Consider the following 19,350-nt stretch of genomic DNA (forward strand, 5'->3'; position numbering starts at 1 on the left):
ACGATCCCGGCATGACTGACTCTTCGACGCAGGCGCCCGGCCAGACCCTCGACGACATGCGGTCGATGGCCGAGGGGACCCTCATCGAGCGGATGAACATCGAGATGACCGAGGTCTCCCCCGAGCGCCTCGTCGCGACGATGCCCGTCGCCGGCAACACCCAGCCGTACGGGCTGCTCCACGGCGGCGCCAGCGTCGTGCTGGCCGAGACACTCGGTTCCATCGGCGCACAGATCCACGCCGGCCCGGGCCGCGTGGCCGTCGGGCTCGACATCAACGCGACGCACCACCGGGCCGCGCGCTCGGGCATCGTGACGGGGACGGCGACGCTGCTGAGCGCCGGCCGCACCCTCGTCAGCTACGACGTCGTCGTCACCGACGAGGAGGGCAAGCGCATCTGCACGTCGCGCATCACCTGCCTGCTGCGCGACGCGGCGCCGGGGGCCTGAGGCCCGGCGCGTCCGCCCCGGGAAAGGGCTCAGCCGGCGATCTTCGGGTCGTGCCGCGGCGCCCGCGCGCGCAGGTCACGACGGCGCTGGAGCAGGTCGAGCGAGACCCGCTGGGGCCGCGGCTCCCCGGCCAGCCTGCGCTGCATCGTCGCGGAGGTCGCGACGCGTCGCACGGTCTCGGGCGCGAACCCGAGCCGGGCGAAGAAGCGGTTGGCCTCGCGGTCCCCCGCCGGCACCGAGCTGGCCAGGTGCTCGCAGCCCTGGCGGTCGGCGTAGCGGCCCGCGGCCGTGAGCAGCGACCGTCCGACGCCCTGACGGCGGAAGTCGGGGTGGACGAAGAGCATGTCGATCGAGACGCACGGAGAGTCGACGAGGAGGCTCCGCGTCGAGTCGGCGAGGACGACGTAGCCGGCGGGGCGTCCGTCGACGAACGCCACGAAGGCGCAGATGTCATTGCGCTGCAAGGCATTTCGCAGGGTTCCGTCGAGCGCCAGCCGCTGGGCCGCTTCCGGGGTGGTGCCACCCTCGATCCGGTGCGTGATCCACAGCTCGATGAACTGCGAGTGCAGGCCTTCGTCGACCCGCTGCACCGAGACCAGTGCTCGACCCATCATCCCTCCCGTTCCTGCCCCGAGGTCACCCGGCAGACACTACGACCAACGAGGTCGCGGCGGAAGAGCAACGCGAAGGTGCACAGCAAGCGGACGGGGCGCCACGACCGTGGTCGTGACGCCCCGCCTTCGGATTCCGTAGCCGGCGCTCCCTCCGCGGAACGCCGTGCCGACCGTCGCCGGGAGGCTCCCCCTAGACGTCGCCGCCGAGGTAGGCGGCCTTGACGGCCGGGTCGTCCGCGAGGTCCTTGCCCGTGCCCTCGCGGACGATCTCGCCCGTCTCGAGGATGTAGGCACGGTGCGACCGCTTGAGCGCCTGCGCGGCGTTCTGCTCGACGAGCAGCACCGTGGTGCCCTGGCTGTTGATCTCCGTCACGATGTCGAAGATCTGCTTGATCAGCTTGGGCGCGAGACCCATCGACGGCTCGTCGAGGAGCAGCAGCTTCGGCTTGGCCATGAGCGCCCGGCCCATGGCCAGCATCTGCTGCTCGCCACCCGACATCGAGCCGGCAGCCTGGTTGCTGCGCTCCTTGAGCCGCGGGAAGAGCTCGAAGACGCGCTCGAGGTCGTCCTTGACGGCCTTGCTCTTGCGGTCCGGACGGGCGTACGTGCCCATCTCGAGGTTCTCCATGACGGTCATGCCGACGAAGCACCCACGGCCCTCGGGCGACTGCGAGATGCCGAGGACCGGCCGCTCGTGCGACGGCATGTGCGTGATGTCCTTGCCGTCGAAGACGACCGAGCCGGCGCGCACCGGGCGCAGCCCGGAGACCGTCTTCATCGTCGTCGTCTTGCCGGCGCCGTTGGCCCCGATGAGGGTGACGATCTCACCCTCCTCGACCGTGAAGCTGATGTCGCGGATGGCCTCGATGCGCCCGTAGTTGACGCACAGGCCCTTCACCTCAAGAAGCATCTTCCTCATCAACTCCCAGGTAGGCGGCGATGACCGCGGGGTTGTCGCGGATCTCCGCGGGCGAGCCCTCGGCGATCTTGCGGCCGAACTCGAGCACGACGATCCGGTCGGTCACGCCCATGACGAGCTTCATGTCGTGCTCGATGAGCAGGACCGTGTAGCCCTGGTCGCGGATCGTGCGGATCAGCTCCATGAGCTTGGCCTTCTCGGCCGGGTTGAAGCCCGCCGCCGGCTCGTCGAGGCACAGCAGCTGCGGGCTCGTGGCCAGGGCACGCGCGATCTCGAGGCGACGCTGGTCACCGTACGGGAGGTTGCGGGCCAGCTCGTCGGCCTTGCCGTCGAGCCCCATGAAGGTCAGCAGCTCGATGGCGCGGGCATAGCCCTGCGCCTCCTCCCTGCGGTGCTTCGGCAGCCGGAACATCGCCGAGACGACACCGGTCGAGTGGTGCGCGTCGACCCCGACGAGGACGTTCTCGAGCGCCGTCATGTTGGCGAACAGACGGATGTTCTGGAACGTGCGCGCGATGCCCAGCTTCGTGATCTGGAACTTCTTGCGCTTGCCCAGCGGCTTGCCGAGGTAGCGGACGCCACCCGAGGTGGGCTGGTAGACGCCGGTCATGACGTTGAAGCACGTCGTCTTGCCGGCACCGTTGGGGCCGATGAGACCGAGGATCTCGCCCTTGTTGATGTGGAAGCTCACCTCGTTGAGGGCCACGACGCCGCCGAAGCGGAGGGTGACCTCGTCGACCTCGAGCAGTCGCTCGCCCTCGGACACGACGGGAACGCCGATGTCCTCGGGCGCGATGTCGACGTCGGGGTTGATCTCGGTGACCTCGTCTGCCGGGTCGGCGAGCGTGCGCTCGCCCGTCGGTTCGGCACGACCAGAGCTCGTGCCGGCACTCGTGCCGGCGGGGCCGGCCGGGCCGGCGGGGCTGGGCGTGCCCGCGGGTGCGGTCGGGTCGTCGCCGGTGGTGGGCTGAGTGGGATCAGACACTGGCTTCTCCTTCCTCGAGGACGGCCTGTCTGTCGTCCGCCCGCTTGGCACGGACCGTGCGCCGCGGGGGCAGCAGACCCTGCGGACGGAAGATCGCGAGCAGCATGAGCGCGAGACCGAAGACGAGCACGCGGAAGTCCGCGAACTCACGGAAGCGCTCCGGGAAGTAGCTGACCACGATCGCACCGACGATGACACCCCAGCGGTTGCCGGCGCCACCGACGACGACCGCCGCCAGGAACAGGATCGAGAGCAACAGCTGGAAACTGTCGGGCGAGATGAAGCCCGCCTTGGTCGCGAAGAGCGCACCCGAGAGGCCACCGATGGCCGCGCCGAGCGCGAAGGCGAGCAGCTTGAACCGGAAGGTCGGCACGCCCATCAGCTCGGCGGCGTCCTCGTCCTCACGCGTGGCCTCCCAGGCTCGACCCACCCGGCTGCTCTTGACGAGGATGTCGAAGAGCAGGACGAGCGAGATGACACCGAGGGCGAGCCAGTAGTAGGGCACGAAGTCGTTGATGCCGAACTTGAGGAAGGTCGAGGTCGTGTCGAGGTCGACGACCGGGGCTCCGCTGCTCCAGTCGATGCTCGGGACCTCGAACAGCTCGAAGCCGGGCGGCTTGGGGATGTCGGAGATGCCCTGCGCACCACCGAGCCACTCCGAGTTGACGAGTGTCAGACGCACGATCTCGCCGAAGCCGAGCGTCACGATGGCGAGGTAGTCGCCGCGCACGCGCAGGGTCGGGGCACCGAGGATGATGCCGGAGATCATGGCGACGACGATGGCGATCGGGACGACGACGACCCACGACATGTGGGCGTGCTCCGAGGTCAGGACGCCGATCGTGTAGGCGCCGATCGCATAGAACCCGACGTAGCCGAGGTCGAGCAGTCCGGCGTAGCCGACGACGATGTTGAGGCCGAGGGCGACGAGGACGTACGTCGCGACGGTGAAGAGGACACCACCGAAGTCGGAGCCCTCCGTCGTGATGAACGGGATGTTGAGCAGCGGGAGGAGGAACAGGAAGATCGCGAAGACCACCCAGAGGGCGATCTTGACGGCCTTCGGCAGGTTGTCGACCCGCTGCCTGAACCCCGGGGAGGACTTCTTGGGGGCCGCCGGGGCGGACGTCGTGGTGCTCATGCGCGCGCCTTTCCGAGGGACTCACCGAGCAGGCCGGTGGGTCGGAAGAGCAGGATGAGGATGAGGAGCACGAACGCCACCACGTCCTTCCACTGCGAGCCGACGACGGCGGAGCCGTAGTTCTCCGCCAGCCCGAGGATGAAACCACCGAGCAGCGCGCCGCGCAGGTTGCCGATGCCACCGAGGACGGCGGCGGTGAACGCCTTGACGCCGAGGATGAAGCCGGCGTCGTAGCGGGTGATGCCGATCTTCAGCATGTAGAAGACGGCAGCCGCACCGGCCATGAGGCCACCGACGAGGAACGTCACCTGGATGACGCGGTCGCGGTTGACACCCATGAGGGCGGCGGACTCGGGGTCCATCGCCACGGCGCGGATGCCACGACCGAGCCGCGAGCGCTTCACGAACTGGTCGAGGATGATCATGATGACGATGGCTCCGACGATGACGAAGACGTCGACGTTCGTGACGTGGTAGCCCCCGACCGTGAAGATCGGCTGGGGCGCGATGATCGTCGGCATACCGGCGTTGTTGCGCGAGTTGCGGACGTAGTCACGCAGGTTGTCGTCGAGACCCACCCAGCCGGTGATCCGGCTGCGCAGACCCATGATCTCGGCGAGGACGAACGAGGCGCCGATGGCCGAGATGAGCGCGATGAGCGGTGGTGCGTTGCGTTTGCGGAGCGGTCGGTAGGCCACTCGCTCGAGCAGCACGGCGATGAACCCTGACATCGCCATGGCCGCGACGAACATCATCGCCACCCAGAAGACGACCTGTCCGACGCCCGCCCCGGGACGGCCGCCGAGGAGCATGACCACCCACAGCGCTGCGAAGGTGCCGTACATGAACACCTCGGAGTGGGCGAAGTTGATGAGGCGCAGGACGCCGTAGACGAGCGTGTAGCCGAGCGCGACGAGCGCGTACACGGCGCCGATCGTCAGGCCCGTGATGGTGTACGCGAAGAAGTTGTCGATCAGGTTCTGCATCCAAGACCTCCTGGGCCGGGTGCGGTGGACGGGACCAGAGCTCGCGCGTCAACCGAACGGAGGGGCGGTCGGAGCGTACTGCCCCGACCGCCCCCCTTCGTTGACGATCGCGCTACTTGATCTCGCCGGTGCCGACGATCTTGCCGCCCTCGACCTTGTAGGCGAAGACCTTGATGTCGGCCGACTCGCCCTTGGCGTCGAACTTCAGCTGCTTCGTGACGCCCTTCTTGTCGTAGGACTTCACGAAGTCGACCATGCTCGAGCGGTCCTTGCCGGCGGCGATGCCGTCGAGCAGGATCGTGGCGGAGTCGTAGCCCTCACCGGAGTAGGTGTTGGGGTCCTCGTTGTACTTCGCCTTGTAGGCGGCCTGGAACTCCGGCGCCACGTCGGCGGGGACGCACGGGCAGGTGATGATGGTGCCCTCGGCGGCGTCCTTGGCGTTGTCGATGAAGGACTGGTCCTTGACACCGTCGGCCACGACGAACGTGCCCTTCCAGCCGGCGTCGCGCAGCTGCTTGATGAGCGGCGCGGCCTCCGGCGAGTAGCCACCGAAGAAGAGCGCGTCGGCGCCGGAGCTCGTCACCTTCGTGACGGAGGCGCTGAAGTCGGTCTGCTTCTGCTGGATGGTGTCGTTGCCGATGACCTGCGAGCCGAGGTCCTGACGGACGATGTCGGCCAGGCCCTTGCCGTACTCGGACGCGTCGTCGATGACGAAGGTCTTCGTCGACTTGACGGTGTCCTTGATGTACTTGGCGGCCGCGGGGCCCTGGGTGGCGTCGTTGCCGAGGGCGCGGAAGAAGGTCTTCCAGCCGTTCTCGGCGAGCTTCGGGTTGGTCGCGGACGGCGTGATCGTCACGAGGCCGGCCTCGTTGAACGCCGGGTCGGCGGCCTTGGACTCACCGGAGAAGGCGGGGCCGACGATGCCGACGACCTTCTTGTCGTCGATGGCCTTCTTGGCCAGCGCCGGAGCCTGCGTCGGGTCACCCTGCGAGTCGTAGTTCTCGAGCGTGACCTTGCAGTCACCGTGCTTCTTGTTGTAGTCGTCGAGGGCGAGGTTCACGCCGTTCTGGATGTAGATGCCCAGGTTGGCGTTCGGGCCGGTGAGGGCACCGAACATGCCGATCTTGTAGTTGCCGCAGGCTGCAGCACCACCGCTGGCGGCAGGTGTAGCAGTGTCGCCACCCTTGGTGCCACAGGCGCCGAGGGCAAGCGCTGCGACCGCGAGCGGCACAGCGAACTTGAGGGTAGAACGCACGGGTGTCCTCCTGATGTCACACATCCCTCGGTCGAGGGCTGTCTGGAGACTAAGCCCCACCCTGCGCCGGGGTCACGAGAAACTCGCGATGAGTGACCGTGTCGTGACCTGTTCGGACCGGGCTGCCGGACGATGTGCGGCCGAGCGTGCGTCAGGACGCCGGAAAGCCGTTGATGACGGCCTCGGCGACCTCCTTCATCCCGAGTCGGCGGTCCATCGCGGTCTTCTGGATCCAGCGGAACGCGTCGGACTCGCTCAGCTTGAGCTGGCTCATCAGCACGCCCTTGGCGCGGTCGACGAGCTTGCGCGTCTCGAGCCGCTCGCCGAGGTCGGCGATCTCGGCCTCGAGGGCCTTGAGCTCCTGCCAGCGCGACGTCGCGATGTCGACGGCGGGCCGCAGGTCGTCGGCCGTGAACGGCTTGACGATGTAGGCCATGACACCGGCGTCGCGGGCCCGCTCGACGAGCTCGGTCTGCGAGAAGGCGGTGAGCATGATGACGGGGCACAGCTTGGCCTCGTGGAGCTGCTCGGCGGCCGAGAGCCCGTCGAGGACGGGCATCTTGACGTCCATGATGACGAGGTCGGGCCGGACCTCCTTGGCGAGCTCGACGGCCTGCTCGCCGTTGCTCGCCTGGCCGACGACGTCGTAGCCCTGCTCCCCCAGCATCTCGACGAGGTCGAGACGGATGAGCGCCTCGTCCTCGGCGACGAGGATGCGGGTGGCGCCGCTGACCGGCGCGGCGTTGCCGGTGTCCTCGGCTGCCGGAGTCGCCTCGGGGGCAGCCGGGGCAGCCGAGGCCTCGGCTGCGGTGGCGGGGGTCGGCCTGGGGGTCGTGCTCTCGTCTGTGCTCACGGGCAAAGCGTAGCCGGGGCCACGTTTCCGGCGCGTTTCGGGACCGTCGGCCCCACGTCACGGTCGGCCCGGGCCGGACGTGGGGGCCGCGGGCGACCAACGGTGCCGAGGGCGGGACTCGAACCCGCACGGCCTTGCGGCCAGAGCATTTTGAGTGCCCCGTGTCTGCCATTCCACCACCCCGGCCGGAGTGCCGCGCCAGCATACCCGTGACGACGCGGGAGCCGTGGCCGGTGGCCGCCGACCCTCCCCGGGGACGCACGTGTGCCGCCGGGCCGGGCCGGCGGCACACGTGGTCTCTCGATCGCGGGGTCGGACGAGCTCAGCTCGTGACCTCCTCCGGCCGGTAGGCCGGGGCGGCCCGGTTGACCGCGTCGCCCACGCGGTGGACGCGCAGCGCGTTCGTCGAGCCGGGGATGCCGGGGGGCGAGCCGGCGACGATGACGACGCGGTCACCCTCGGCGATGCGGCCCTCCGGCATGAGCTTGAGGTCGACCTGCATGGCGAACTGGTCGGTGTGGAACATCCGCGGCACGAGGTAGGTCTCGATGCCCCAGACGAGCGCGAGGCGCGAGCGGACGCGGGGGTCGGAGGTGAACGCCAGCATGGGCAGCCGCGGGCGGATGCGGGCCATCCGCGTCGCCGAGCCGCCGGTCTCGGTGAAGGTGATGAGGAACTTCGCCCCGACGACCTCGCCGATCTCGGCCGCCGCCTTGGTGACGGCACCCCCGACCGTCTTGGGGTTGGTCTTCATCCGGGCGATCTTGTCGTAGCCGTGGACCTCGGTGGACTCGATGATGCGCGCCATGGTGCGCACCGAGTCGATCGGCCAGGCGCCGACGGACGTCTCGCCGGAGAGCATGAGCGCGTCGGCGCCGTCGAGCACCGCGTTGGCCGCGTCGGAGGCCTCGGCGCGGGTCGGGCGGGGGTTCTCGATCATCGACTCGAGCACCTGCGTGGCGACGATGACCGGCTTGGCCTCGCGGCGGGCCAGCTCGATGGCGCGCTTCTGCACGAGCGGCACGTCCTCGAGGGGCATCTCGACGCCGAGGTCGCCACGAGCGACCATGATGCCGTCGAACGCCGCGACGATGCCCTCGAGGTTGTCGACGGCCTGCGGCTTCTCGATCTTGGCGATGACCGGGATGCGCTCACCGAACTCGTCCATGATCGCGTGCACGTCGACGATGTCGTCGGCCGAGCGCACGAAGGACAGCGCGATCATGTCGACGCCGAGGCGCATCGCGAAGCGGAGGTCCTCGCGGTCCTTGTCGGACAGGGCAGGGACGCTGACGGCCACGCCGGGCAGGTTGATGCCCTTGTTGTTGCTGACCTGGCCGCCGATGACCGTCTCGGTGAGCACGTCGGTGTCGGTGACCTCGACCGCGCGCAGCATGACCTTGCCGTCGTCGATGAGCAGCACGTCGCCCGGGGTCACGTCACCGGGCAGCCCGTCGTAGGTGGTGCCGACGATGCTGTCGTCGCCGTCGACCTGGCGGGTGGTGATGGTGAAGCGCTGGCCGGGGCTCAGCGTCACCGGACCGCCGGAGAAGCGCCCGGTGCGGATCTTGGGTCCCTGGAGGTCGACGAGGATGCCGACGGCACGTCCCGACGCGTCGCTCGCGGCGCGGCAGTCGCGGTAGACCTGCTCGTGCACGGAGTGGTCACCGTGGGAGAGGTTGAGTCGGGCGACGTCCATGCCGGCGTCGACGAGGGCGCGGAGCTGGGTGGGCGATGAGGTCTTGGGTCCGATCGTGCAGACGATCTTGGCGCGACGCATGCTTCAACCTTATGGGTGCTGTGACGTGGGTCACCACATGGGTTCGTCCTGTGGGACGCCCCGCGGCGTCGTCGGCGCGGGCTCCGTTGTGGCTCAGGGTGATCATGAGCGTATGCCGTGTCGCCGAGGTGGCGACACGGCATACGTCCGGGTGTGGCGGGGTGGCCGGATGCGGGGCCGGTGCGGTCAGACCGTGACCGGGCGGTCGCTCGGGCCGATCGGACGCGGCAGCGAGCTCGAGCCGGTCAGCCACGCGTCGACGCCGGCGGCGGCGGCGCGCCCCTCGGCGATGGCCCAGACGATGAGCGACTGGCCGCGGCCGGCATCGCCGGCGACGAAGACGCCCGGGACCGAGCTCATGAAGTTCTTGTCCCGCTGCACGTTGCTGCGCTCGTCGAGCGTGACACCGAGCTGCTCGACGACGCCCGGACCCTGCGGGCCGAGGAAGCCCATCGCGAAGAGGACCAGCTGGGCCGGGATCTCGCGCTCGGTGCCGGGCTTGGACGTCGGGCGGCCGTCGACGAACTCGACCTCGGTCAGGCGCAGCGCTGCGACGTTGCCGTCGTCGTCGCCGACGAACTCCGTCGTGCTGACGGCGTAGAGGCGCTCGCCGCCCTCCTCGTGGGCGCTCGCGACGCGGTAGAGCATCGGGTAGGTCGGCCACGGCTGGGTGCCGGGGCGGTCCTCCCCCGGTTGCGGCATGATCTCGAGGCTCGTGACGGACGCCGCGCCCTGCCGGTGGGCGGTGCCGATGCAGTCGGCACCGGTGTCACCACCGCCGATGACGATGACGTGCTTGTCGGTGGCCAGGATCTGGCCCTCCACCTGCTCGCCGAGCGCAGCCCGGTTGCCCTGCGGGAGGTAGTCCATCGCCTGGTGGATGCCGCCGAGCCGGCGACCCGGGACGTCGAGGTCGCGCGGGACCGTGGCCCCGAGCGCGAGCACGACGGCGTCGTAGCGGTCGCGCAGCTGGCGACCCGTGATGTCGACCCCGACGTCCATCCCGTTGCGGAAGCGGGTGCCCTCGGCCGTCATCTGGTCCAGACGCCGGTCGAGGACCGACTTCTCCATCTTGAACTCGGGGATGCCGTAGCGCAGCAGACCCCCGGGCTTGTCGGCGCGCTCGAAGACGGCGACGGTGTGGCCCGCGCGCGTCAGCTGCTGGGCGGCCGCCAGGCCGGCCGGGCCCGACCCGACGACGGCGACCGTCTTGCCGGACAGGCGCTCGGGCGGGAGCGGCTTGACGAGGCCCTCGTCGAAGGCGCGCTCGATCGTCGTGACCTCGACCTGCTTGATCGTCACGGCCGGCTGGTTGATGCCGAGCACGCACGCCGTCTCGCACGGCGCCGGGCAGAGACGGCCGGTGAACTCCGGGAAGTTGTTCGTCGCGTGGAGCCGCTCGATGGCGTCGGACCAGTCCCCGCGCCAGGCGAAGTTGTTCCACTCGGGGATGAGGTTGCCGAGGGGGCAGCCGGAGTGGCAGAACGGGATGCCGCAGTCCATGCAGCGGCCGGCCTGGCGCTGGAGCTGGCCGAGCTCCTGCTCCTCGTAGACCTCCTTCCAGTCCCGGATGCGCACGGGGACGGGACGGCGGGCCGGGAGCTCGCGCTCGCGGGTGGTGAGAAAGCCTTGGGGGTCAGCCACGGGAAGCCTCCATGATCCGGTTCCACACTTCGGGTCCGTCGAGGTCGAGGCCCTGCGCCTCGGCCTCGGTCCGGACGTCGAGGACACGCTGGTAGTCGCGCGGGAGCACGAGCGTGAAGCGCTCGCGCGCCGCCGCCCAGTCGTCGAGCAGCGCCCGCGCGACCGGCGACTCGGTCCACCTGACGTGGCCCTCGAGCAGCTCGCGGAGCGGCCCCTCGTCGTCGGGCCGCAGCGGCAGGAGGTCGACCATCTCGCGGTTGACCAGGTCGGCGTCGAGGTCGAGGACGTAGGCGACGCCACCGGACATGCCGGCCGCGAAGTTGCGCCCGGTCCGGCCGAGCACGACGGCCGTGCCCCCGGTCATGTACTCGCAGCCGTGGTCGCCGACCCCCTCGACGACCGCGTGGGCGCCGGAGTTGCGCACGCAGAAGCGCTCGCCGACGATGCCGCGCAGGAAGAGCTGGCCGGTCGTCGCGCCGTACGCGATGACGTTGCCACCGATGACGTTCTCCTCGGCAACGAGGGTGGCCTCGCGGTGCGGCCGGACGGCCACGCGGCCACCCGACAGTCCCTTGCCGACGTAGTCGTTGGCGTCGCCGAAGAGCTGCATCGTGACGCCCGCCGGCAGGAAGGCGCCGAAGGACTGCCCACCGGACCCGGTCATCGTCAGCTCGATCGTGTTGTCGGCGAGACCGTGCGGGTGCGCCTTGGTCACGTGGTGACCGAGCATCGTGCCGACGGTGCGGTTGACGTTGCGCACCGCGATCTGGGTGCGCACCGGCTCGCCGGACTCGATGGCCGACAGGGCGCGGCTCAGCAGCTCGTTGTCGAGCGCCTTGTCGAGCCCGTGGTCCTGCGTGGCCGACTGGTGGAGCGTGCCACCGGTCGGGTTGTCGGCGACGGCGAGGATCGGGCTGAGGTCGAGGCCGGACGCCTTCCAGTGCGCGATGGCCTTGTCGAGGTCGAGGCTGCCGACCTGGCCGACGGCCTCCTCGATCGAGCGGAAGCCGAGCGAGGCCAGGTGCTCACGCACCTCCTCCGCGATGTACTCGAAGAAGGTCTCGACGAACTCCGGCTTGCCGGAGAAGCGCGAGCGCAGCTCGGGGTTCTGGGTCGCGATGCCGACCGGACAGGTGTCGAGGTGGCAGACGCGCATCATGATGCAGCCGGAGACGACGAGCGGCGCGGTGGCGAAGCCGAACTCCTCGGCACCGAGCAGCGCAGCCACGACGACGTCGCGACCGGTCTTGAGCTGCCCGTCGACCTGGACGACGATGCGGTCGCGCAGGCCGTTGAGCACGAGGGTCTGCTGGGCCTCGGCGAGGCCGAGCTCCCACGGCGCGCCCGCGTGCTTGAGCGAGGTGAGCGGCGAGGCGCCCGTGCCGCCGTCGTGGCCGGAGATGAGCACCACGTCGGCGTGCGCCTTGGACACGCCGGCCGCGACCGTGCCGACACCGATCTCGGAGACGAGCTTGACGTGGATGCGCGCCGCCGGGTTGGCGTTCTTGAGGTCGTGGATCAGCTGCGCCAGGTCCTCGATCGAGTAGATGTCGTGGTGCGGGGGCGGCGAGATGAGCCCGACGCCGGGCGTCGAATGCCGCGTCTTGGCCACCCACGGGTAGACCTTGTGCCCGGGCAGCTGCCCGCCCTCGCCGGGCTTGGCGCCCTGCGCCATCTTGATCTGGATGTCGTCGGAGTGGGTGAGGTAGAGGCTCGTGACGCCGAAGCGTCCGGACGCGACCTGCTTGACGGCCGAGCGGCGCTCGGGGTCGAGCAGGCGGTCGATGTCCTCGCCGCCCTCGCCGGTGTTCGAGCGTCCGCCGAGGTGGTTCATCGCGATCGCGAGGGTCTCGTGCGCCTCCCTGGAGATCGAGCCGTAGCTCATCGCCCCCGTGTTGAAGCGCTTGACGATCTCGCTGACCGGCTCGACCTCCTCGATCGGCACGGGCAGCCGGCCCGTGACCCCGGTCGGCCGGAAGCCCATGAGGCCGCGCAGCGTCATGAGCCGGGACGTCTGGTCGTCGATGCGCCCGGTGTACTGCTTGAAGATGTCGTAGCGGCGCTGGCGCGTCGAGTGCTGGAGGCGGAAGACCGTCTCGGGGTCGAAGAGGTGCGGCTCGCCCTCGCGGCGCCACTGGTACTCGCCGCCGACCTCGAGGGTGCGGTGCGGCTGGTGGACGCCGTCCGGCGGGTAGGCCCGGGCATGGCGCTCGGCCGCCTCGCGGGCGATGACGTCGAGGCCGACGCCGCCGAGCTGGCTGACGGTGCCCGTGAAGTAGCGGTCGACGAGCGGCTGGGCCAGGCCGATGGCCTCGAAGACCTGGGCGCCGCGGTAGGAGGCGACGGTCGAGATGCCCATCTTGGACATGACCTTGAGGACACCCTTGCCGAGCGCCTTGATGAGGTTGGCCACGGCCTTCTCGGCCGTGACGCCCTCGATCTCGCCCGCCCGGACGAGGTCCTCGACGGTCTCCATGGCCAGGTAGGGGTTGACGGCGGCGGCACCGAAGCCGATGAGCAGGGCCACGTGGTGGACCTCGCGCACGTCGCCGGCCTCGACGAGCAGACCCACCTGGGTGCGGGTCTTCTCGCGGATGAGGTGGTGGTGGACGGCAGCCGTGAGCAGCAGCGACGGGATGGGCGCGAGGTCACGGCCCGAGTCGCGGTCGGAGAGCACGACGAAGCGGGCTCCGCGGCGGATCGCCTGCGAGACCTCGGCGAAGATCTCCTCGAGGCGGTCGCGCATGGCGGCCGCTCCCCCGGTGACGTCGTAGAGGCCGCGGACGACGTGCGTGGCGTAGCCGGGCAGGTCGCCGTCGGCGTTGATGTGCACGATCTTGGCGAGCTCGTCGTTGTCGATGACGGGGAAGTCGAGGACGAGCTGCCGGGCGTGGCTCGGGGACGCCGACAGCGCGTTGCCCTCCGGGCCCATGTACGTGCCGAGCGAGGTGACGAGCTCCTCGCGGATCGCGTCGAGCGGGGGGTTGGTGACCTGCGCGAAGAGCTGGGTGAAGTAGTCGAAGAGCAGGCGTGGCCGCGACGACAGGACGGCGATGGGCGTGTCGGTGCCCATCGAGCCGAGCGCCTCGCCACCCGACCGGGCCATCGGCGTCAGCAGGATGCGCAGCTCCTCGGCGGTGTAGCCGAAGGTCTGCTGACGACGGGCGACCGAGGCGGCCGTGTGCACGATGTGCTCGCGCTCGGGAAGGTCCTCGAGGCGGATGAGACCGGCGTGCAGCCACTCGGCGTACGGCTTGGCGGCCGCGAGCTGGCTCTTGATCTCCTCGTCGCTGACGATGCGGCCGTGCTCGGTGTCGACGAGGAACATCTTCCCGGGCTGCAGCCGGCCCCGCTGGACGATGGTGCGCGGGTCGAGCTCGAGCACGCCGGACTCCGACGCGAGCACGACGAGCCCGTCGTCGGTGACGGTGTAGCGGCCCGGACGCAGGCCGTTGCGGTCGAGGACCGCCCCGACGAGCGTGCCGTCGCTGAAGCAGACGTTGGCCGGGCCGTCCCACGGCTCCATGAAGGTCGAGTGGAACTCGTAGAAGGCCTTGCGGGCGGGGTCCATCGTGGCGTGGTTCTCCCACGCCTCGGGGATCATCATGAGCACGGCGTGCGGAAGCGAACGGCCACCGAGGTGGAGCAGCTCGAGCACCTCGTCGAAGCTCGCGGAGTCGGAGGCCTCCGGCGTGCAGACCGGGAAGATCCGCTCGAGGTCGCCCGGGATGATGTCGGACGTCAGCAGGCTCTCGCGGGCGTGCATCCAGTTGCGGTTGCCCTTGACGGTGTTGATCTCGCCGTTGTGGGCGATGAACCGGTACGGGTGCGCGAGGGGCCACGACGGGAACGTGTTGGTCGAGAAACGCGAGTGCACGAGGGCGAGCTCGCTCGCGAAGCGCGGGTCCGACAGGTCGGGGAAGAACGGCTCGAGCTGGCCGGTCGTCAGCATGCCCTTGTAGACGATGGTGCGGGAGCTGAGCGAGGCGAAGTAGACGTCGACCTCGTGCTCGGCGCGCTTGCGCAGGCAGAACGCGAGGCGGTCGAGTCCCAGGGCCACCTGGCGGCCGATCGAGCTGCTGACGAAGAGCTGCTCGAAGAACGGCATGCAGTCGCGCGCGACGGTGCCGACGAGGTCGGCCTCGACGGGGACCTCGCGCCAGCCGAGCACCTTGAGGTTCTCGGCGACCGCGATCTCCTCGATGCGGGCCTTGGCGGCGGCCCGCTCGATGGGGTTGGGGGGCAGGAAGGCGATGCCGGCGGCATACGCCCCGCTGTTGGGGAGCGTGAAGGGGACGTTCGCCCGGAAGAGCTCGTCGGGGATCTGCGTCAGGATGCCCGCGCCGTCACCGACGAGCGGGTCGGCGCCCGTGGCACCGCGGTGGTCGAGGTTGCGCAGTGCCGTGAGGGCGTGGTCGACGATGTCGTGACCGGCCGTCCCCCGCATCGTCGCGATGAGGGCGACACCGCAGGCGTCGTGCTCGAACTCGCGTCGGTAGAGACCGGAGTTCTCCGGGTGTGCACTGAAGAGGGCACGGGTGCGGGTGTGCGGCGGCATCTTCACCGTCCTTCTGCTGGGTCCCAGGCGGGCGACCGCGACGGGGCCACGCGACATGACTGAGGGCATGTGGACGGCACTGGCCACAGGCGTTGCTGACGACGATATCGGAGGGACCGCTCGTCCTACCTGTTGATACGGCGGATTCCGAATCGTGAGACGCCGTGCTCACGGCCACGGTCGGGACGTGATGCAGACCGCATCAGGACTGCGCCGGACGGTCCACCTTCGCGTCGCTGCCCACGGTGTCGTTCGGCCGGTCCGAGCCGGTCTGCACCGAAGGATCTTCGGGGTCGTCGGCGCCCGCCTCGTCGCTCGGCACCTGCGCCGACTCGCGACCCGCCGCGCCGTCCTTCTCGTCGGGGTGGTCGCCCGCCCCCTCGAGGGTCGGGTCGTCCGGCGACACCGGGACCGGGGGCTGCTCCATCCGGGCGAAGCGCCGCCACAGGTAGACGCCGAGCAGGAACACGAGGATCGAGACCCACGTGTTGACGCGCTGACCGAGGATGAGGTTGGCCGAGTCGGTGCGCATGTTCTCGATGACGATGCGGCCGATCGGGTAGCCCATGACGTAGGCGGCGAAGACCTGGCCCGCCTTGAGCTGGCGATGACGGCCGAGCCAGATGAGGAAGGCCGCGAGCAGCAGGCACCAGAGGGCCTCGTAGAGGAACGTCGGGTGGAAGTAGCCCTTGACGACGGGGTTGCCCTGGCCGTCGACGACGGCCCGGCCGAGGGAGGTGTCCCACTCGTAGATGCGCAGCCGCCACGGCAGGTCGGTCGGCGCGCCGTAGATCTCGTTGTTGAACCAGTTGCCGAAGCGGCCCATGGCCTGGGCGATCGCGAGCCCGGGAGCGGCGGCGTCGACGAAGTCGCGGAAGGCGACGCCGTTCTTGCGGCAGCCGATCCACGCGCCGACGGCGCCGAGCGCCACGGCGCCCCAGATGCCGAGGCCGCCCTCGTAGATGGCGAACGCCTTCAACGGCTGGCCGTTCTCGCCGAAGTACGGCTGCGGCGTCGTGATGAGGTGGTAGATGCGTCCGCCGACGATGCCGAACGGCACCGCCCACGCAGAGATGTCGATGGCGACGCCCTTGCGGTGCCCGCGGGCCTCGAGCCGCTTCTGCGTCAGCCAGACGGCGACGACGATGCCCGCGAGGATGCACAAGGCATAGCCGCGGATCGGCAGCGGGCCCAGGTGCCAGACCCCGACGCTCGGCGACGGGATGTCGGTGGGCAGGACGGCGCCCAGCGCGGCCGGGACCCCGGCGAGCAGGCTCATGACCGGCCCCGACGGACGCCGTCGGCGAGCTCACGGGCGAGGCCGCCGAGCGCCTCGAGGCCCTGCTCGTCGGAGTCGGCCTCGGTGAGGCAGCGCACGAGCGCCGAGCCGACGATGACCCCGTCGGCGTAGCGGCCCACCTGGGCCGCCTGCTCGCCGGTCGAGACACCGAGCCCGACGCAGACGGGCAGGTCAGTGTGCTCGCGGGTGCGTGAGACGAGGGCGTCGGCGGCCTCGCCGACGCTGGCTCGCGCACCGGTGACGCCCATGACGGCGGTCGCGTAGACGAAGCCACGGCACTGGGAGGTCACGGCCTCGAGTCGCTCGGGGGTCGAGCTCGGCGCCACGAGGAAGACCTTGTCGAGGTCGTGGGCGTCGGCAGCGGCGATCCAGTCGCCGGCCTCGTCGGGGATGAGGTCAGGGGTGATGAGCCCGGCCGCCCCGGCGGCGGCGAGGTCGGTGGCGAAGCGCTCGACGCCGTAGCGCAGGACGGGGTTCCAGTACGTCATCACGAGCGCACCCGCGCCGGCGGCCGAGACCTCACGCGCCGCCGTGAAGATGTCGGTCAGGTGCACGCCGGCCGCGAGGGCCCGCACGGCCGCATCCTGGATGACGGGGCCGTCCATGACCGGGTCGCTGTAGGGCACCCCGATCTCGATGATGTCGACACCGGACTCGACGAGGACCTTCATCGCCGCGATCGACCCCTCGACCGAGGGGAAGCCGACGGGGAGGTAGCCGATGAGGGCCGCGCGGTTGTCGGCACGGCACTTCTCGATGATGGTGGCGACGCTCACTGCTGCTCCCCCATGCCCTTGGCGCCGTCGTCGTCCGGCAGACGCGGCGAGCCGTCGTCGCCGATGAGGCCGAACCACTCGGCCGCCGTGTGGACGTCCTTGTCGCCGCGCCCCGAGAGGTTGACGAGCAGGACGGCGTCGGGTCCGAGCTCGCGGCCGACCTTCATCGCACCGGCGAGCGCGTGCGCGCTCTCGATGGCGGGCAGGATGCCCTCGGTGCGCGAGAGCAGCGAGAAGGCCTCCATGGCCTCGACGTCGCTGATCGGGCGGTACTCCGCGCGCCCCGACTCGAGCAGGTGGGCGTGCTCGGGTCCGACGCTGGGGTAGTCGAGACCCGCCGACACGCTGTGCGACTCGACGGTCTGGCCGTCCTCGTCCTGCATGACGTAGGTGAAGGCGCCGTGGAGCACGCCGGGGATGCCGGCCGAGAAGCGCGCCGCGTGCTTGCCGGACTCGACGCCCTCGCCGCCCGCCTCGAACCCGATGAGCCGGACCGAGCGGTCGTCGATGAAGCGGTGGAAGATCCCCATCGCGTTGGAGCCGCCGCCGACGCAGGCGAGGACGGCGTCGGGCAGCCGACCGACGAGGTCGAGCACCTGCTGGCGCGCCTCGACACCGATGACGCGGTGGAAGTCGCGGACCATCTCCGGGAAGGGGTGCGGCCCGGTGACGGTGCCGAGCACGTAGTGCGTGGTCTCGACGTTGGCGACCCAGTCGCGGAACGCCTCGTTGACGGCGTCCTTGAGCGTCTTGCTGCCGTTGTCGACCGCGACGACCTCGGCGCCGAGCAGGCGCATCCGCGCGACGTTGAGCGCCTGGCGCTCGGTGTCCTTGCGGCCCATGTAGACGACGCAGTCGAGACCGAGCAGGGCGGCCGCCGTGGCCGTCGCGACGCCGTGCTGGCCCGCCCCGGTCTCGGCGATGACGCGCGTCTTGCCCATGCGCTTGGTCAGCAGGGCCTGGCCGAGGACGTTGTTGATCTTGTGCGAGCCGGTGTGGTTGAGGTCCTCGCGCTTGAGGATGACGCGGGCGCCGCCGCAGTGCTCGGCGAAACGCGGCACCTCGGTGATGATGCTCGGCCGCCCCGTGTAGGTGCGCTGGAGACGCTCGAGCTCGCCGACGAACTCCGGGTCGACGACGGCCTTGCGCCAGACCTCCTCGAGCTGCTCGAGGGCGGGGATGAGCGCCTCGGGGACGTAGCGTCCGCCGAAACCCCCGAAGCGGCCGTATGCCGGCACGTTGGATGTCGTGGTCATGCTCACTCTCCTGCCGCGCCGGGTCGGGCCGAGGCCCGGACCGCGGTCGCGGCGTCGATGAAGCCGCGGATCGCGGCCTCGGGGGCGCCGTCCTTGACGAGGGCCTCGCCGACGAGCACGGCACCGGCTCCCGCCCGCACGTACGCGGCGACGTCGGCCGGCCCGCTGACCCCGGACTCCGCCACGCCGACGACGCCCTCGGGGACGCGCGGCAGCAGGTCGGTCACGGTGCGGGGGTCGACCTCGAGGGTCTTGAGGTTGCGGGCGTTGACGCCGACGAGGACGGGGTCGAGCGCGAGGGCCCGGTCGAGCTCGGCGGCGTCGTGGACCTCGACGAGCGCGGTCATGCCGAGCTCGCGGGCCTGGTCGTTCAGGTCGCGCATGAGGGCGTCGTCGAGAGCCGCGACGATGAGCAGGATGAGGTCCGCGCCGTGGGCCCGGGCCTCGGTCACCTGGTAGGCGTCGACCATGAAGTCCTTGCGCAGCAAGGGAGTCCGGACCGCTGCGCGCACCTCGTCGAGGTCGGCGAGGCTGCCGGAGAACCGGCGCTCCTCGGTGAGCACGCTGATGGCGCTCGCTCCCCCGGCGGCATACGACCGCGCCAGCAGGCCGGGCTCGGGGATGTCCGCGAGCGCGCCCTTGCTCGGGCTCGACCGCTTGACCTCGGCGATGACGGCGACGCCTTCTGCGGAGCGGATGCCCGGCATCGGGTCGAGCGGCGGGGGCACCGACGCGAGTCGCGCCTCCAGGTCAGCCGGCGACAGCGCGGCGCGACGGCGTCCGAGATCCTCGCGGACGCCGCTGATGATCCCGTCGAGAACCGTCGGCACTGCT

The 19,350-nt window shown here is 70.3% G+C and carries 15 protein-coding genes and 1 tRNA gene; 1 reads left to right on the forward strand and 15 read right to left on the reverse strand.

What is annotated here, in order from left to right; all coding sequences use genetic code 11:
- Nucleotides 1–11: 11 nt before the first annotated feature.
- A complete protein-coding gene (locus tag AB4Z14_RS01665; RefSeq protein ID WP_442273636.1) occupies nt 12–449 on the forward strand; it encodes a PaaI family thioesterase in 438 nt (145 codons plus the stop codon).
- Between the two features lie 29 nt (nt 450–478).
- On the opposite strand, the gene AB4Z14_RS01670 is transcribed toward AB4Z14_RS01665, so the two are convergent.
- The 15 genes from AB4Z14_RS01670 to trpC form a co-directional block, all read right to left on the reverse strand.
- Nucleotides 479–1,060 (reverse strand): GNAT family N-acetyltransferase, encoded by a 582-nt coding sequence (locus AB4Z14_RS01670; protein ID WP_442273637.1) that lies wholly within the window; start codon nt 1,058–1,060, stop codon nt 479–481.
- Between the two features lie 193 nt (nt 1,061–1,253).
- The gene (locus AB4Z14_RS01675; RefSeq protein ID WP_256795171.1) at nt 1,254–1,973 is read right to left on the reverse strand and encodes an ABC transporter ATP-binding protein; all 720 of its coding nucleotides are present in this window, start codon (nt 1,971–1,973) and stop codon (nt 1,254–1,256) included.
- Nucleotides 1,963–2,967, reverse strand: a complete 1,005-nt coding sequence (locus tag AB4Z14_RS01680; protein ID WP_442273638.1) for an ABC transporter ATP-binding protein — start codon at nt 2,965–2,967, stop codon at nt 1,963–1,965. Before AB4Z14_RS01680 ends, AB4Z14_RS01675 begins: the two co-directional genes overlap by 11 nt.
- Nucleotides 2,960–4,108 carry a branched-chain amino acid ABC transporter permease gene (locus tag AB4Z14_RS01685; protein ID WP_442273639.1) on the reverse strand — a complete coding sequence of 383 codons (1,149 nt, stop codon included), beginning with the start codon at nt 4,106–4,108 and terminating at the stop codon, nt 2,960–2,962. The genes AB4Z14_RS01680 and AB4Z14_RS01685 overlap by 8 nt, the downstream gene beginning before the upstream one ends.
- Nucleotides 4,105–5,094, reverse strand: coding sequence for a branched-chain amino acid ABC transporter permease (locus AB4Z14_RS01690; RefSeq protein ID WP_442273640.1), 990 nt, complete (start codon nt 5,092–5,094; stop codon nt 4,105–4,107). Before AB4Z14_RS01690 ends, AB4Z14_RS01685 begins: the two co-directional genes overlap by 4 nt.
- A 112-nt stretch (nt 5,095–5,206) precedes the next feature.
- Nucleotides 5,207–6,349 carry a branched-chain amino acid ABC transporter substrate-binding protein gene (locus AB4Z14_RS01695; protein WP_442273641.1) on the reverse strand — a complete coding sequence of 381 codons (1,143 nt, stop codon included), beginning with the start codon at nt 6,347–6,349 and terminating at the stop codon, nt 5,207–5,209.
- Between the two features lie 151 nt (nt 6,350–6,500).
- Nucleotides 6,501–7,202: an ANTAR domain-containing response regulator gene (locus tag AB4Z14_RS01700; protein WP_442273642.1), complete on the reverse strand. Its 702-nt coding sequence runs from the start codon at nt 7,200–7,202 to the stop codon at nt 6,501–6,503.
- A 103-nt stretch (nt 7,203–7,305) separates the two neighbouring features.
- Nucleotides 7,306–7,388 (reverse strand) — tRNA-Leu (locus tag AB4Z14_RS01705).
- A 136-nt stretch (nt 7,389–7,524) separates the two neighbouring features.
- The gene (gene pyk / locus AB4Z14_RS01710; RefSeq protein WP_442273643.1) at nt 7,525–8,982 is read right to left on the reverse strand and encodes a pyruvate kinase; all 1,458 of its coding nucleotides are present in this window, start codon (nt 8,980–8,982) and stop codon (nt 7,525–7,527) included.
- 186 nt (nt 8,983–9,168) lie between these two features.
- On the reverse strand, nt 9,169–10,626 hold the full coding sequence (locus AB4Z14_RS01715; RefSeq protein ID WP_442273644.1) for a glutamate synthase subunit beta: 1,458 nt from the start codon (nt 10,624–10,626) through the stop codon (nt 9,169–9,171).
- Nucleotides 10,619–15,184 (reverse strand): glutamate synthase large subunit, encoded by a 4,566-nt coding sequence (gene gltB / locus AB4Z14_RS01720; protein ID WP_442273645.1) that lies wholly within the window; start codon nt 15,182–15,184, stop codon nt 10,619–10,621. The genes AB4Z14_RS01715 and gltB overlap by 8 nt, the downstream gene beginning before the upstream one ends.
- A 202-nt stretch (nt 15,185–15,386) precedes the next feature.
- A complete protein-coding gene (gene lgt / locus AB4Z14_RS01725; RefSeq protein WP_442273646.1) occupies nt 15,387–16,463 on the reverse strand; it encodes a prolipoprotein diacylglyceryl transferase in 1,077 nt (358 codons plus the stop codon).
- Entirely contained in the window at nt 16,460–17,260 is an 801-nt protein-coding gene (trpA, locus tag AB4Z14_RS01730) for a tryptophan synthase subunit alpha (protein WP_442273647.1), read from the reverse strand. Before trpA ends, lgt begins: the two co-directional genes overlap by 4 nt.
- Nucleotides 17,257–18,516 carry a tryptophan synthase subunit beta gene (trpB, locus tag AB4Z14_RS01735; protein ID WP_442273648.1) on the reverse strand — a complete coding sequence of 420 codons (1,260 nt, stop codon included), beginning with the start codon at nt 18,514–18,516 and terminating at the stop codon, nt 17,257–17,259. Before trpB ends, trpA begins: the two co-directional genes overlap by 4 nt.
- Before the next feature lie 2 nt (nt 18,517–18,518).
- Complete coding sequence (gene trpC / locus AB4Z14_RS01740) at nt 18,519–19,346, reverse strand: indole-3-glycerol phosphate synthase TrpC (protein WP_442273649.1); 828 nt, start codon at nt 19,344–19,346, stop codon at nt 18,519–18,521.
- Nucleotides 19,347–19,350 lie beyond the last annotated feature (4 nt).

This window comes from Terrabacter sp. 2TAF16, assembly GCF_052115065.1.
Taxonomy (GTDB): Bacteria; Actinomycetota; Actinomycetes; order Actinomycetales; family Dermatophilaceae; genus Terrabacter.